A 14,676-nucleotide genomic window follows, 5' to 3' on the forward strand; every position below is an offset into this window, starting at 1 on the left:
TTGGAGTCACGCAGGAGACGGGCACGGCGTAGATGGACGCAGTCTGATGAACAAGATGCCCGGTGGAACAGTGGTCGACCCCTTCGGGAGGGACACGGTGGAGGCTGGCGCGGCGGTGCGGCGTACGGGAACGCGCCCGAAGGGAGGACGCTCCCGGAGGGGCGTGACGACGGAAGTCGATACCGCGGCCCTGAACAGGCTGCTCACGGCCCTGGTGTCGATGCGGGACGGGAACTTCCGCAAACGCCTGACGGTGTCCGGCGACGGTGTGATGGCGGAGATCGCCGCCGTCTACAACGAGGTGGCCGACCGCAACCTCCACCTGACCGGGGAGCTGTCCCGGGTGCGGCGGATGGTGGGCCGTGAGGGCAAGCTCAGCGAACGGCTGGAAACGGGTGCCTGCGAGGGCTCCTGGGCGGCCGCGATCGACGCCTCGAACCAGCTGGTGGACGATCTGGCCCGGCCGGTGTCCGAGGTCGGCCGGGTGCTGTCGGCGGTCGCCGAGGGTGATCTCGACCAGCGCATGGACCTGCGGACCCAGGCCGCGGAGGGTGCCGGGCACCCGCTGCGCGGGGAGTTCCTGAAGGTCGGGCGGACGGTCAACAACCTGGTCGATCAGCTCTCCGCGTTCACCGACGAGGTGACGCGGGTGGCGCTGGAGGTGGGCACCGAGGGCAAGCTCGGCGGCCAGGCGCAAGTGCGTGGAATGTCCGGATCCTGGAAGGATCTGACCGACTCCGTCAACACGATGGCGTACCGGCTCACCGCCCAGGTGCGTGACATTGCTCTCGTGACGACGGCGGTGGCCAAGGGCGATCTGTCGCGCAAGGTCACGGTGCACGTGGCCGGCGAGATGCTGCAGCTGAAGAACACCGTGAACACGATGGTGGACCAGCTCTCCTCGTTCTCCTCCGAGGTGACCCGCGTGGCCCGCGAGGTGGGTACGGAGGGTGAGCTCGGCGGCCAGGCGAAGGTGCCCGGGGTCGCGGGCGTGTGGAAGGACCTGACCGACTCCGTCAACACGATGGCGGGCAACCTGACGGCCCAGGTGCGCGGCATCGCGCAGGTGACCACGGCCGTGGCCAACGGCGACCTGTCGCAGAAGGTCCGGGTCAGCGCGCGCGGTGAGGTCGCGCAGCTGGCCGAAACGATCAACCAGATGACCGAGACGCTACGGACCTTCGCGGACGAGGTCACGCGCGTGGCCAGCGAGGTCGGGGCGAAGGGCCTGCTCGGCGGGCAGGCGCAGGTGCCGGGCGCGGCGGGGACGTGGAAGGACCTCACCGACTCGGTGAACACGGTCTTCCGCAACCTCACCACGCAGGTGCGCGACATCGCCCAGGTGACGACGGCGGTGGCCAACGGCGACCTGTCGCAGAAGGTCACCGTGAACGTGGCCGGCGAGATGCTGGAGCTGAAGAACACCGTCAACACGATGGTGGACCAGCTCCAGTCCTTCGGTGCCGAAGTGACGCGCGTGGCCCGTGAGGTCGGCGTCGAAGGCGAACTGGGCGGGCAGGCGCAGGTGCCGGGCGCGGCCGGGACGTGGAAGGACCTCACCGACTCGGTGAACACCGCCTTCCGCAACCTCACCGGGCAGGTCCGCAACATCGCCCAGGTGACGACGGCGGTGGCCAACGGCGACCTGTCGCAGAAGGTCACGGTCGACGTCTCCGGCGAGATGCTGCAGCTGAAGAACACCGTGAACACGATGGTGGACCAGCTGTCCTCCTTCGCCGACCAGGTCACGCGGATGGCGCGGGACGTGGGCACGGAGGGCCGGCTCGGCGGCCAGGCACGGGTCGAGGGGGTGTCCGGCACCTGGAAGGAGCTCACCGACTCCGTCAACTTCATGGCCGGGAACCTGACCTCCCAGGTGCGCCAGATCGCCCAGGTGACCACGGCCGTGGCCCGCGGCGACCTCTCCCAGAAGATCGACGTGGACGCGCGCGGCGAGATCCTGGAGCTCAAGAACACCATCAACACCATGGTCGACCAGCTCTCGGCCTTCGCCGAGCAGGTCACCCGGGTGGCCCGGGACGTGGGTACGGAGGGCCGGCTCGGCGGTCAGGCGCAGGTGCCCGGTGTGGCCGGCGTCTGGCGCGATTTGACGGACTCCGTGAACGGCATGGCCGGGAACCTGACGTCCCAGGTGCGCAACATCGCGCAGGTCGCCACCGCGGTGGCGCGCGGCGACCTGTCGCAGAAGATCGAGGTCGATGCCCGGGGCGAGATCCTGGAGCTGAAGAACACCCTCAACACGATGGTGGACCAGCTCTCGAACTTCGCCGAGCAGGTGACGCGGGTGGCCCGGGAGGTGGGTACCGAGGGCATCCTGGGCGGCCAGGCCGAGGTGAAGGGCGTCTCCGGCACCTGGAAGGACCTCACCCAGTCCGTCAACTTCATGGCGAACAACCTGACCTCGCAGGTGCGCAACATCGCCGAGGTGACCACGGCCGTGGCCATGGGCGACCTCTCCAAGAAGATCACGGTCGACGCGAAGGGCGAGATCCTCGAACTGGTCACCACCGTGAACACGATGGTGGACCAGCTGTCGTCCTTCGCGGAGCAGGTGACGCGGGTGGCCCGGGAGGTGGGTACCGAGGGAATCCTCGGCGGCCAGGCCCGGGTGCGCGGGGTCACCGGCATCTGGAAGGACCTCAGCGACAACGTCAACACCATGGCCGGCAACCTGACCGCCCAGGTGCGCGGGATCGCGCAGGTGTCTACCGCGGTGGCCAACGGCGACCTGACCAAGACGGTCACCGTCGAGGCCCGCGGCGAGGTCGCGCAGCTCGCCGACACCGTCAACACCATGGTCAAGACCCTGTCCTCCTTCGCCGACGAGGTCACGCGCGTGGCCCGCGAGGTGGGTACGGAGGGCCGTCTGGGCGGCCAGGCGCACGTGCCCGGAGTCTCCGGGACCTGGAAGGACCTCACCGACTCGGTGAACTTCATGGCCTCCAACCTCACCGGCCAGGTGCGGCAGATCGCCATGGTCACGACCGCCATCGCCAAGGGCGACATGACCAAGAAGATCGACATCGACGCGCGCGGGGAGATCCTGGAGCTCAAGACCACGATCAACACGATGGTCGACCAGCTCTCCTCCTTCGCCGACCAGGTGACCCGCGTCGCCCGCGAGGTGGGTACCGAGGGCATCCTCGGCGGCCAGGCCCGAGTCCGGGACGTGGACGGCACCTGGCGGGACCTGACCGAGTCCGTGAACGAGATGGCCGGGAACCTCACCCGGCAGGTGCGCGCCATCGCGGCCGTGGCCACCGCGGTGACGCGGGGCGATCTCAACCTGAAGATCGACGTGGACGCGGCGGGCGAGATCCAGGTCCTCCAGGACAACATCAACACGATGATCGCCAACCTGCGCGACACCACCCTGGCCAACAAGGAGCAGGACTGGCTCAAGGGCAACCTCGCCCGCATCTCCGCCCTGATGCAGGGCCGCCGCGAGCTGGACGACGTGGCCTCGCTGATCATGAGCGAGCTGACCCCGGTGGTCTCCGCGCAGCACGGGGCGTTCTTCCTGGCGCTGCCGACCGGGGGCAGCACCGAGATCGGGACCGACGGGGGCGCGGACGGCTCGTACGAGCTGCGGATGCGCGGGAGTTACGCGTACGCCGGCGGCCAGATGCCCATCTCCTTCCGGCCGGGGGAGGGACTGATCGGGATGGTCGCCGAGGAGAAGCGGATGGTGCTCATCGAGAACACCCCGCCCGGCTACCTGAAGATCTCCTCCGGGCTCGGCGAGGCCCCGCCGGCGCACGTGATCGTGCTGCCGGTGCTCTTCGAGGGGAAGGTGCTCGGCGTCATCGAGCTGGCCTCCTTCCAGCCCTTCACGCAGATCCAGAAGGACTTCCTCAGCCAGATCGCCGAGATGATCGGTACGAGCGTCAACACCATCTCCGTCAACTCCAAGACGGAGATGCTGCTCAAGCAGTCGCAGGAGATGACCGAGCAGCTGCGCGAGCGCTCCGACGAGCTGGAGAACCGGCAGAAGGCCCTCCAGGCCGCCAACGCCGAGCTGGAGGAGAAGGCCGAGCTGCTGGCCCAGCAGAACCGGGACATCGAGGTGAAGAACACCGAGATCGAGGAGGCCCGGCAGGTCCTGGAGGAGCGTGCCGAGCAGCTCGCGGTCTCGATGCGCTACAAGAGCGAGTTCCTGGCGAACATGTCGCACGAGCTGCGGACCCCGCTCAACTCCCTGCTGATCCTGGCCAAACTGCTCGCCGACAACGCGGACGAGAACCTCTCGCCGAAGCAGGTGGAGTTCGCCGAGACCATCCACGGCGCCGGCTCCGACCTGCTCCAGCTGATCAACGACATCCTCGACCTGTCGAAGGTCGAGGCCGGGAAGATGGACGTCTCCCCGACCCGGATCGCGCTGGTCCAGCTCGTCGACTACGTGGAGGCCACCTTCCGGCCGCTGACCGCCGAGAAGGGCCTCGACTTCTCGGTGCGGGTCTCCCCGGAGCTCCCGGCGACCCTGCACACCGACGAGCAGCGGCTGCTCCAGGTGCTGCGCAACCTGCTGTCGAACGCGGTGAAGTTCACCGACACCGGGGCGGTGGAGCTGGTGATCCGGCCCGCCGGGGCCGATGTGCCGATCGCGATCCGCGAACAGCTCCTGGAGGCCGGTTCGCTGCGGGAGGCCGACGCCGACCTGATCGCCTTCTCGGTGACCGACACCGGGATCGGGATCGCCGCGAGCAAGATGCTGGTGATCTTCGAGGCGTTCAAGCAGGCCGACGGGACCACCAGCCGCAAGTACGGCGGCACCGGCCTCGGACTGTCCATCAGCCGGGAGATCGCCCGGCTGCTGGGCGGGGAGATCCACGCGGCGAGCGAGCCCGGCCGCGGGTCGACCTTCACGCTGTACCTGCCGCTGCACCCGAGCGAGCTGCCCCCGCAGGGGTACGCGCCGCCGACGCCCGGCGGGGCGCGCGGGGAGCTGTACCGCCGCCCGGCCGCCGAGGAGGTGCGGCCCGAGCTGCCGGCGGCGCCGGTCGCGCAGGGCCCCGTAGCGCCCATGGGGCCGATGGCGCTGCCGCGGGCCGGGGAACCGGTCGGGCAGGGGTCGTCGGCGCTGTTCCGGCGGCGCCGCAAGGCGATGGCCGAGCCGCCGCTGCGGGCGGAAGTGCCCGGACAGGGAGACGCGGACGCGTGGGCCGTCGAGGATCCGCTGCCCCAGGCGCCGCGGACGTACGACTTCCACGGCGAGCGGGTGCTGATCGTGGACGACGACGTGCGCAACGTCTTCGCGCTGACCAGCGTGCTGGAACAGCACGGGCTGGCGGTGCTGTACGCGGAGAACGGCCGGGAGGGCATCGAGGTCCTGGAGCAGCACGACGACGTGGCGCTCGTGCTGATGGACATCATGATGCCGGAGATGGACGGGTACGCGACGACCTCGGCGATCCGGCGGATGCCCCAGTTCGAGGGGCTGCCGATCATCGCGCTGACGGCGAAGGCCATGAAGGGGGACCGGGAGAAGGCCATCGAGTCCGGTGCCTCGGACTACGTGACCAAGCCGGTCGAGCCCGACTACCTACTGTCGGTCATGGAAGGGCACATGCGCGGGGCCGGGGCGTGACCGGGCGGGCGGGGGACAACTCCCGTGGGAACCTTCTGCCCTTCCACCACGTTTCCGCTTCGTGCGCTGTGACATCTTGGTGACAGGGTGTGGCGATCTCGGGACTGGGGCTACGATGACCGGCACAAGGACGGACGGCGCAAGGATGCCGTCCTCTGGGGCGGGGCCCGGCGCACAGGCCGGAGCCAGGAGCCGGGGAGGCCCCATGCCGGGGCGAGGAGGACAGGGCATGGTGCAGAAGGCCAAGATCCTCCTGGTCGACGACCGGCCGGAGAATCTGCTGGCGCTGGAGGCCATCCTCTCCGCGCTCGATCAGACACTGGTCCGGGCGTCGTCGGGGGAGGAAGCGCTCAAGGCGCTGCTGACGGACGACTTCGCGGTCATCCTGCTCGACGTGCAGATGCCGGGCATGGACGGGTTCGAGACGGCCGCGCACATCAAGCGGCGGGAGCGGACCCGGGACATCCCGATCATCTTCCTCACGGCGATCAACCACGGTCCGCACCACACCTTCCGCGGGTACGCGGCGGGCGCGGTGGACTACATCTCCAAGCCTTTCGACCCGTGGGTGCTGCGGGCCAAGGTCTCGGTGTTCGTCGAGCTGTATACGAAGAACTGCCAACTGCGCGAGCAGGCGGCGCTGCTGAGGCTCCAGCTGGAGGGCGGCAGCTCCAACGGCGCGGTGGACGGCTCCAAGGAGACGGCCGGCCTGCTGGCCGAGCTCTCCGCGCGGCTCGCCGCCGTGGAGGAGCAGGCGGAGGCACTGACCAAGCAGCTCGGCGAAGAGGCGGCCGACCCCTCGGTGGTGGCCACCGCGGCCCATCTGGAGCGCAAGCTCACCGGGCTGCGGCGGGCGCTCGACGCGCTGGAGCCGGGAACCGGGGGCGGGGCTCCCGTCCTGCCCGCTCAGGGCTGAGCTCCGCGCGGGCCCTCGTGGCCCGGCGTGGCCCGGCGTGCGGCCCCGCTTGGCGGTCCGTCAGGTCTGGCGGGGCGTCATGGGAGGCCGCCGGTACGGGCCGAGGGCGCGGGCGTCTCCGGTCCGGGTCTCGGAACGACACGAACGGGTGAAGGGGTGGGCACGCGTGTCCACCGGCGCGCGCACCGGTAACCTCGGGCGCATGGCCTCAAGTACGTCCGGTAAGGGTTCCCAGAGCACGGCGGGCACCGCGAAGGGCCGCACCGGCCGTACGACGGCGCCGGCGAAGAAGGCTGCCCCAGCCCGCAAACCGCCCGCCAAGAAGGCGGCGCCCGCCGCCAAGCGCGCCCCCGTCAAGAAGGTCGCGGCCAAGCCCGCGCCGTCCCCCACCGGGGGAGTGCTGCGGCTGCTGCGCGCCTTCTGGCTCGGCATCGCGCACGCGGTCGGCGCGATCTTCCGCGGCATCGGGCAGGGCGCGAAGAACCTCGACCCGGCCCACCGCAAGGACGGCCTCGCCCTGCTGCTGCTCGCGCTCGCGCTGATCGTCGCCGCCGGGACCTGGTCGAACCTGAGCGGGCCCGTCGGGGACCTGGTGACGATGCTGGTCACCGGCGCCTTCGGGCGGCTCGACCTGCTCGTGCCGGTCCTGCTCGGCGTCATGGCGGTACGTTTCATCCGCCATCCCGAACAGGCCGACGCCAACGGCCGCATCGGCATCGGGCTCTCCGCGCTGGTCATCGGGGTCCTGGGTCTCGTGCACATCGCCTGCGGAGCCCCCGGGCGCGACGAGGGCACCACCGCCATGCAGAACGCCGGCGGGCTGATCGGCTGGGGCGCCTCGAAGCCGCTGATCTTCACGATGGGCGCGCCGCTGGCCGTGCCGATGCTGGTGCTGCTCACCGTCTTCGGGCTGTTGGTGGTCACCGCCACCCCCGTCAACGCGATCCCGCAGCGGCTGCGGAGCGCGGGGATCCGCCTGGGGGTCATCGCTCCGAACGAACACGACGCCGAGTACGCCGAGTACGCGGAGCACGACGACTCCGCGAGCGCGGCCTCGGCCGCCGCGGACCGGCATGATGCCGAGCAGTGGCGGGCCCGCTCCGGCGCTGCCGGACCGGGGGACCCGGCGGAGGCCGCCGAGGAGGAGGCGCTCGCCCGGCGGCGGCGCCCCCGGCGGTCCGCGGGCCGGTCCATGGACCGCGGGATGGACGCCGTCGACGTGGCCGCGGCGGCCGCCGCCGCGCTGGACGGGGTGGTGTACGGCGGGATGCCGCCCTCCCCGCTGGTCGCCGACCTCACGCAGGGCATCTCGGTGGAGCGCGAAGGCCGCGAAGGTTCGGAGATCACCGCTCCGGTCCCGGCGGCGCGGGAGGAGGGGCCCACCCGCGAGGAGCAGCCCGTCCGCGAGGAGAAGCGCGAGGAGAAGCCCGCCGCCGCCGCGGCCCCGCCGCACGACACCACCGCGGCGGCCTCCGGGACGCTGTCCGTTCCCGACCTGACCAAGGCACCGCCCGAGACCCAGGCCCTGCCGCCCCGCGCCGAGCAGCTCCAGCTGCGCGGGGACATCACGTACTCCCTGCCCTCGCTGGACCTGTTGGAGAAGGGCGGACCGGGCAAGACGCGCAGCGCCGCGAACGATGCGGTCGTGGCCTCGCTGACGAACGTGTTCATGGAGTTCAAGGTCGACGCGAAGGTCACCGGTTTCACCCGGGGTCCGACGGTGACCCGCTACGAGGTGGAGCTGGGCCCGGCCGTGAAGGTCGAGCGGATCACGGCACTGGCCAAGAACATCGCCTACGCCGTGGCCTCGCCCGACGTGCGCATCATCAGCCCGATCCCGGGCAAGTCGGCGGTCGGCATCGAGATCCCGAACACCGACCGCGAGATGGTCAACCTGGGGGACGTGCTCCGGCTGGCGGACGCCGCCGAGGACGACCACCCGATGCTGGTCGCGCTCGGCAAGGACGTCGAGGGCGGCTACGTCATGGCCAACCTGGCGAAGATGCCGCACGTGCTGGTCGCCGGAGCCACCGGTTCCGGAAAGTCCTCCTGCATCAACTGCCTGATCACCTCGGTCATGGTGCGGGCCACCCCGGAGGACGTCCGGATGGTGCTCGTGGACCCCAAGCGGGTGGAGCTGACGGCGTACGAGGGCATCCCGCACCTGATCACGCCGATCATCACCAACCCCAAGCGGGCCGCCGAGGCCCTCCAGTGGGTCGTGCGCGAGATGGACCTGCGCTACGACGACCTGGCGGCCTTCGGGTACCGGCACATCGACGACTTCAACAAGGCGATCCGCGACGGCAAGATCAAACTGCCGCCGGGCAGCGAGCGGGAGCTCAGCCCGTACCCGTACCTGCTGGTGATCGTCGACGAGCTCGCCGACCTGATGATGGTGGCCCCGCGCGACGTGGAGGACTCGATCGTCCGCATCACCCAGCTCGCCCGCGCGGCCGGCATCCACCTGGTGCTCGCGACGCAGCGGCCCTCGGTGGACGTGGTGACCGGTCTGATCAAGGCGAACGTGCCCTCCCGCCTGGCCTTCGCGACCTCCTCGCTCGCCGACAGCCGGGTCATCCTCGACCAGCCGGGCGCGGAGAAGCTCATCGGCAAGGGCGACGGGCTGTTCCTGCCGATGGGCGCGAACAAGCCCGTGCGGCTCCAGGGCGCCTTCGTCACCGAGGACGAGATCGCCGGGATCGTGCAGCACTGCAAGGACCAGATGGCGCCGGTCTTCCGCAACGACGTCACCGTCGGGCAGAAGCAGAAGAAGGAGATCGACGAGGAGATCGGCGACGACCTGGACCTGCTGTGCCAGGCGGCCGAACTGGTCGTCTCGACGCAGTTCGGGTCCACCTCGATGCTCCAGCGCAAGCTGCGGGTCGGCTTCGCGAAGGCCGGGCGGCTGATGGACCTGATGGAGTCGCGGGGGATCGTCGGACCGAGCGAGGGGTCCAAGGCGCGCGACGTGCTGCTGAAGGCCGACGAACTGGACGGCGTGCTCGCGGTGATCCGGGGGGAGACTCCCGAGTAACGCGCAAAGGATCGGGGGCAACCGTTTCCCCGGGTCGCGTGTCTAGTTGAGGGAGGTGGCGGCCCGTTCCGGGTCGCCGCACCGGGCGGGAGCGCTTTGGCCATTCGTATGGCGTAGGGATGCCCCCCTCCGGTTGCCTCACCCTTTCGTCACCCCCCTAGACTGGACTTCCAGCAGGTGGCTACACGCTCGAAAGGCGCCCTCGTGTCCATCGGCAACGCCAACTCCCCCGAAGATGAGCGGCCTTCGACCGACGACCGGTCCGAGGACCGGCTCGTCGAACGTTCCGTCGAAGAGCCGTCCATCGGGACGGCCCTCAAGAAGGCCCGGATCGCCGCCGGGCTGACTGTCGACGAGGTCAGTTCCACCACCCGCGTGCGCATTCCGATCGTGCACGCGATCGAATCCGACGATTTCACGCGCTGCGGCGGCGATGTCTATGCCCGCGGCCACATCCGTACGCTCGCCCGTGCCGTACGACTCGATCCGGAACCCCTGATCGACAGCTACGACGCGGCCCACGGCGGCCGGCCGGCACCCACCCCCGCCGCGCCGATGTTCGAAGCCGAGCGGATCCGCCCCGAGCGGCAGCGGCCCAACTGGACCGCCGCCATGGTCGCCGCCATCGTCGCCGTGATCGGCTTCGTCGGCTTCACGGCCTTCGGCGGCGCCGACGAGAAGGCCAAGCGGCCGGTGGCGGAAGGTTCCGCCGCGCCGAAGCCCGCACCCACCCCCAACGCCTCCAAGCCTTCGGTCCAGGCGCCGCCGGCGCCCACGGCTCCCAAGCCGGAGCCGTCCGACAGCGCCATCGCCGCCGCGCCCAAGGGCCTCGTCACGGTCGTCCTGACGGCCCACGACGGGGAGAGCTGGATCTCGGCCAAGGACCACAGCGGCCGGCTCCTCTTCGACGGCACCCTCGAACAGGGTCAGTCGAAGACGTTCACGGACAAGGAGTCCATCGACCTGGTGCTCGGCGATGCCGGGGTCGTGAAGCTCTTCGTGAACGGCAAGGAGATCAAGGACGAGTTCCAGCCCGGACAGGTGGAACGTCTCACATACACCAAGGACGACCCCCGTGAGGGCCAGGCCCAGGCGGGCTGACCAGCAGGGAATAAAACGTTCCGGATCCCCGGGGTGCCGCGCCGCACCCCGGGGATCTTGTCGTCCGGGACGGGAGGCGGGGGCCGGTGCCGGGACGAAGTAGTCTTGAGTCCATGCCCGAACGCCGTACCGTCGCCCTTGTCACTCTTGGCTGCGCCCGTAACGAGGTGGACTCGGAGGAGCTCGCAGGCCGCTTGGCGGCGGATGGCTGGGAGCTCGTCGAGGACGCCGCCGATGCGGACGTAGCCGTCGTCAACACCTGCGGCTTCGTCGAAGCCGCCAAAAAGGACTCCGTAGACGCCCTGCTGGAGGCCAACGATCTCAAGGATCACGGCCGCACGCAGGCCGTCGTAGCCGTCGGCTGTATGGCCGAGCGCTACGGCAAGGAACTTGCCGAAGCGCTCCCCGAGGCCGACGGCGTACTCGGCTTCGACGACTACGCCGACATCTCCGACCGCCTCCAGACCATCCTCAACGGCGGCATCCACGCCTCCCACACCCCGCGTGACCGGCGCAAGCTGCTGCCGATCAGCCCGGCCGAGCGCCAGGACGCCGACGTGGCCCTGCCGGGCCACGCGCAGTCGACGCCCGTCGAGGAGCCGGCAGCCGCCCCCGCGGACCTCCCGGAGGGCGTCGCCCCCGCCTCCGGTCCGCGCGCGCCGCTGCGCCGCCGGCTGGACAAGAGCCCCGTCGCCTCGGTCAAGCTCGCGTCCGGCTGTGACCGGCGCTGCTCCTTCTGCGCCATCCCGTCCTTCCGCGGCTCCTTCATCTCCCGCCGCCCCAGCGACGTGCTGGGCGAGACGCGCTGGCTCGCGGAGCAGGGCGTCAAGGAGATCATGCTGGTCTCCGAGAACAACACCTCGTACGGCAAGGACCTGGGCGACATCCGCCTGCTGGAGACCCTGCTGCCCGAGCTGGCCGAGGTGGACGGCATCGAGCGCGTCCGCGTCAGCTACCTCCAGCCCGCCGAGATGCGGCCCGGCCTGATCGACGTACTCACCTCGACCCCCAAGGTCGTCCCGTACTTCGACCTCTCCTTCCAGCACTCGGCCCCCGACGTGCTGCGAGCCATGCGCCGCTTCGGTGACACCGACCGGTTCCTGGAACTGCTCGACACCATCCGCACCAAGGCCCCGACGGCCGGCGTCCGGTCCAACTTCATCGTCGGCTTCCCCGGCGAGAAGGAGTCGGACTTCGCCGAGCTGGAGCGTTTCCTCACCAGCGCGCGCCTCGACGCCATCGGCGTCTTCGGCTACTCCGACGAGGACGGCACCGAGGCGGTCACGTACGAGAACAAGCTGGACGCCGACACCATCGCCGAGCGCCTCGCCCACATGCAGCGCCTCGCCGAGGAGCTCACCTCGCAGCGCGCGGAGGAGCGGATCGGAGAGACGCTGGAGGTGCTCGTCGAGACGGTCGTCCCGATCGACGAGGCGGAGGACGGCGAGGGCGCCTACGGGCGCGCCGCACACCAGGCCCCCGAGACCGACGGCCAGGTCGTCTTCACGGACGGCGCGGGCCTGGTCCCGGGGCGTATCGTCACGGCGAAGGTGGTCGGCACCCTGGGTGTGGACCTGGTGGCGGAGCCCCTGGGCGTGGATCTTGAGGAGGCGGCCGGATGACCGGAGCCCCGGCATCTGCGGCGGGCGGGACCGGCCGCCGGCCCGCGCCCGGCGCGAAGCTGGGCGCCGCGGCGGTCAATCAGGCCAGCCTGTGGAACATCGCCAACATCCTGACGATGATCCGGCTGGTCCTGGTGCCGGGATTCGTGATGCTGCTGCTCGCCGACGGGGGCTATGACCCCGTCTGGCGGGCGCTGGCGTGGGCGGCGTTCGCCGTCGCCATGATCACCGACATCTTCGACGGGCACCTGGCCCGTACGTACAACCTGGTCACGGACTTCGGCAAGATCGCCGACCCCATCGCCGACAAGGCGATCATGGGGTCGGCATTGGTGTGTCTGTCGTGGCTCGGCGATCTTCCCTGGTGGGTCACCGGGGTGATCCTCGGCCGGGAACTCGGGATCACTCTCATGCGTTTCTGGGTCATCAGATACGGAGTGATTCCGGCGAGCCGGGGCGGGAAGCTGAAGACCCTGACCCAGGGCGTGGCGGTGGGCATGTACGTGCTCGCGCTGACCGGGCCGCTGGCGACGCTGCGGTTCTGGGTGATGGCGGCCGCCGTCGTCCTGACCGTCGTCACCGGTTTGGACTACGTCCGGCAGGCCGTCGTGCTCCGGCGCAAGGGGCTCGCCGCGGAGCGTGCCGCGCGGTGAACCTGCCGGGGGACGACGCGGTGGTGCAAGAGACGGGTGGATCTTCGGTGGCCGGTGAAGCGCCGCGGAATGCCGCAGGGGCTGCCGGGGACGGCGGGTCGGTCGCGGCCGATGTGCTGAGGCTCCTCGCGGAGAGTAACGGTACGGTCGCCGTGGCGGAGTCGCTGACCGGCGGGATGGTGGCGGCGGAGCTGACGGCCGTCCCGGGCGCCTCCAAGTCCTTCCGCGGGTCCGTCACGGCGTACGCGACCGAGCTCAAGCACCGGGTGCTGGGCGTGGACGCCGGGCTGCTCGAGGCCGAAGGCGCGGTGAACCCGCAGGTCGCGGAGGAGATGGCGGCCGGAGTGCGGCGCGTACTCGGCGCTTCCTGGGGCATCGCGACCACCGGAGTGGCCGGCCCCGACCCGCAGGACGGGCAGCCCGTGGGCACCGTTTTCATCGCCGTGGCGGGTCCCGGGGTCAGGAAAACGGCCCGGCTGCGGTTGAAAGGCTCCCGCGCGGAAATCCGTAGGGAGAGTGCACGGACAGTGCTCGAGCTGCTCGCGAGCGAACTCCGCGAGAATCTGCGGGGGCAGGATACGGAACAGGACGGGGGGATTTGATGTTTGCAGCCCTGAGTGAACACGACATCGCTCCCCGCACGGCCGCCGCGCGAGGCGGTACGGTGGGGCGTGAAGGTTACGGCTACACGGTCAGAGGAGGGAGCCACCGATGATTCTGCTCCGTCGCCTGCTGGGTGACGTGCTGCGTCGGCAGCGCCAGCGCCAGGGCCGTACTCTGCGCGAAGTCTCCTCGTCCGCCCGAGTTTCGCTCGGCTATCTCTCCGAGGTGGAGCGGGGGCAGAAGGAGGCATCTTCCGAGCTGCTCTCCGCGATCTGCGACGCGCTTGACGTACGGATGTCAGAGCTGATGCGGGAAGTCAGCGACGAGCTTTCGCTCGCCGAGCTGGCCCAGTCCGCCGCGGCGAGCGAACCGGTGTCCGCACCGGTCCGTCCGATGCTCAATTCGGTATCCGTGGCCTCGGTCACGGGTGGCCCGGAACGGGTGACCATCAAGGCGCCCGTGGAAGCGGTGAATGTCGTAGCCGCGTGATGCGTGCGTGAGCGTCTGCGTGTGCGCCTGAGTGTGTGGCGTGCGTGCTGAGCGTATGAGTGTGGCCGGAGCCCCGGCCGGTGCCCCTTGGGTACCGGCCGGGGCTCCTTGCCGTTCCGGGGGTGGGTGTGGCGGGGGTGGTGTGGGTGTCGTTCCGGTGCGGCGCGGACGGGGAGCGGGCAGGGTGCGGGTACGGGCGGGGTGCGGGAGGATGGGCCCGTTCGGGTCTCCGGCCCCTGGAGGTGGCCGTGCGGCGGTTGCTGGGTATACCCGTGGGTCTTCTGGCCCTCGCGCTGTCGGTGGGCGTCCTGTGGTGGTGGGCCGTGCTGCGGCTCGTGCTGGCGCCCGAGGAGGCCGGGCCGGTGGAGGGTGCGGTCGCCGTCGGAGGCTGGGGGCTGGGGCTGCTGCCCGTGCACTGTGTGCCGGGGCCTGTGCGTCGCCGTCGCCGTGGTGCGGCGGGCGCGGATGAGCGGGGTGCCGGGGGCGGGGTCGGGGGTGGCGGCGGAGGCGTCGCGGGCACCGGTGGCGTCCCGGGGGGCGGCGCGGAGCGGGCTGCCGCCGCCGGGTCGGTGGCGGTCGGGGGGCCGGGGGCGGTGACGCCGGGGGGCGTCGGGGAGCCGGGGGCCGGGTGATCGGGGTCGGGTGGG

The 14,676-nt window shown here is 70.7% G+C and carries 9 protein-coding genes; all 9 read left to right on the forward strand.

The genetic code is table 11. The features are described 5' to 3' along the window. The first annotated feature begins 97 nt into the window (after positions 1-97). The 9 genes from OG247_RS30755 to OG247_RS30795 all read left to right on the forward strand — a co-directional run bounded on the left by OG247_RS30755 (position 98) and on the right by OG247_RS30795 (position 14,661). Positions 98-5,608 (forward strand): HAMP domain-containing protein, encoded by a 5,511-nt coding sequence (locus OG247_RS30755; protein ID WP_327257698.1) that lies wholly within the window; start codon positions 98-100, stop codon positions 5,606-5,608. A 229-nt stretch (positions 5,609-5,837) separates the two neighbouring features. Beyond that, positions 5,838-6,524, forward strand: coding sequence for a response regulator (locus tag OG247_RS30760; RefSeq protein ID WP_254386099.1), 687 nt, complete (start codon positions 5,838-5,840; stop codon positions 6,522-6,524). 202 nt (positions 6,525-6,726) lie between these two features. Next, complete coding sequence (locus OG247_RS30765) at positions 6,727-9,561, forward strand: FtsK/SpoIIIE family DNA translocase (protein WP_327255227.1); 2,835 nt, start codon at positions 6,727-6,729, stop codon at positions 9,559-9,561. Between the two features lie 204 nt (positions 9,562-9,765). Continuing rightward, positions 9,766-10,662: a helix-turn-helix domain-containing protein gene (locus OG247_RS30770; protein ID WP_327255228.1), complete on the forward strand. Its 897-nt coding sequence runs from the start codon at positions 9,766-9,768 to the stop codon at positions 10,660-10,662. Between the two features lie 113 nt (positions 10,663-10,775). Further along, positions 10,776-12,284, forward strand: coding sequence for a 30S ribosomal protein S12 methylthiotransferase RimO (rimO, locus tag OG247_RS30775; protein WP_327255229.1), 1,509 nt, complete (start codon positions 10,776-10,778; stop codon positions 12,282-12,284). Further along, positions 12,281-12,937: a CDP-diacylglycerol--glycerol-3-phosphate 3-phosphatidyltransferase gene (pgsA, locus tag OG247_RS30780; RefSeq protein ID WP_327255230.1), complete on the forward strand. Its 657-nt coding sequence runs from the start codon at positions 12,281-12,283 to the stop codon at positions 12,935-12,937. The genes rimO and pgsA overlap by 4 nt, the downstream gene beginning before the upstream one ends. A 47-nt stretch (positions 12,938-12,984) precedes the next feature. After that, positions 12,985-13,539 carry a CinA family protein gene (locus tag OG247_RS30785; protein WP_327255231.1) on the forward strand — a complete coding sequence of 185 codons (555 nt, stop codon included), beginning with the start codon at positions 12,985-12,987 and terminating at the stop codon, positions 13,537-13,539. Between the two features lie 109 nt (positions 13,540-13,648). Then, positions 13,649-14,029 (forward strand): helix-turn-helix domain-containing protein, encoded by a 381-nt coding sequence (locus OG247_RS30790; protein WP_112451800.1) that lies wholly within the window; start codon positions 13,649-13,651, stop codon positions 14,027-14,029. Positions 14,030-14,301: 272 nt separating this feature from the next. Next, positions 14,302-14,661, forward strand: a complete 360-nt coding sequence (locus tag OG247_RS30795; protein ID WP_442813458.1) for a hypothetical protein — start codon at positions 14,302-14,304, stop codon at positions 14,659-14,661. Positions 14,662-14,676 lie beyond the last annotated feature (15 nt).

The organism is Streptomyces sp. NBC_01244, from assembly GCF_035987325.1.
In the GTDB taxonomy this organism is placed as follows: Bacteria; Actinomycetota; Actinomycetes; order Streptomycetales; family Streptomycetaceae; genus Streptomyces.

Coding starts and splice junctions, on each gene's coding strand:
- OG247_RS30760 (WP_254386099.1), top strand. CDS start 5,838: ATGGTGCAGAAGGCCAAGATCCTCCTGGTCGACGACCGGCCGGAGAAT.
- rimO (WP_327255229.1), top strand. CDS start 10,776: ATGCCCGAACGCCGTACCGTCGCCCTTGTCACTCTTGGCTGCGCCCGT.
- pgsA (WP_327255230.1), top strand. CDS start 12,281: ATGACCGGAGCCCCGGCATCTGCGGCGGGCGGGACCGGCCGCCGGCCC.
- OG247_RS30790 (WP_112451800.1), top strand. CDS start 13,649: ATGATTCTGCTCCGTCGCCTGCTGGGTGACGTGCTGCGTCGGCAGCGC.
- OG247_RS30765 (WP_327255227.1), top strand. CDS start 6,727: ATGGCCTCAAGTACGTCCGGTAAGGGTTCCCAGAGCACGGCGGGCACC.